This is a genomic window from Psychrobacter sp. W2-37-MNA-CIBAN-0211, from assembly GCF_040309405.1.
Lineage (GTDB): Bacteria > Pseudomonadota > Gammaproteobacteria > Pseudomonadales > Moraxellaceae > Psychrobacter > Psychrobacter glaciei.
The window spans coordinates 1-278 of record NZ_JBEOOU010000145.1 but is presented as its reverse complement, the minus strand read 5'-3'; the positions used below and the strand labels follow the sequence as shown (position 1 = coordinate 278).

The window sequence follows — 278 nt, the reverse complement described above, 5'->3', positions numbered from 1 at the left end:
GTACACGTGTTACTGATTATTTTTGCGAGCATTTATTGGAAAGTCGATGTTGGTGGTTTACTCGATATTCCGCTAACCGATGCCGCAAGTCGCAATCAAGCTAAGCCTTTACCCCCACTTAAAAGTTACCTCATCACCCAAGCCGAGTATGACAAATTGGTTGAGCGAGCTAATCTCAAATCGAATGCAACCAATAATACGGCAATAATAGATGTACCTGTTACTGAGGTTATCAATAATGATGTGGTACAAGCGCCTGAAAAGGCAATGTCTAGCAC

The 278-nt window shown here is 42.1% G+C and carries 1 protein-coding gene; it reads left to right on the top strand.

Translation table 11 applies throughout. From position 1 onward, the window contains the following. The coding region (locus tag AAEY72_RS14665; protein ID WP_352311270.1) for a hypothetical protein at positions 1-278 on the top strand (278 nt) is incomplete at both ends.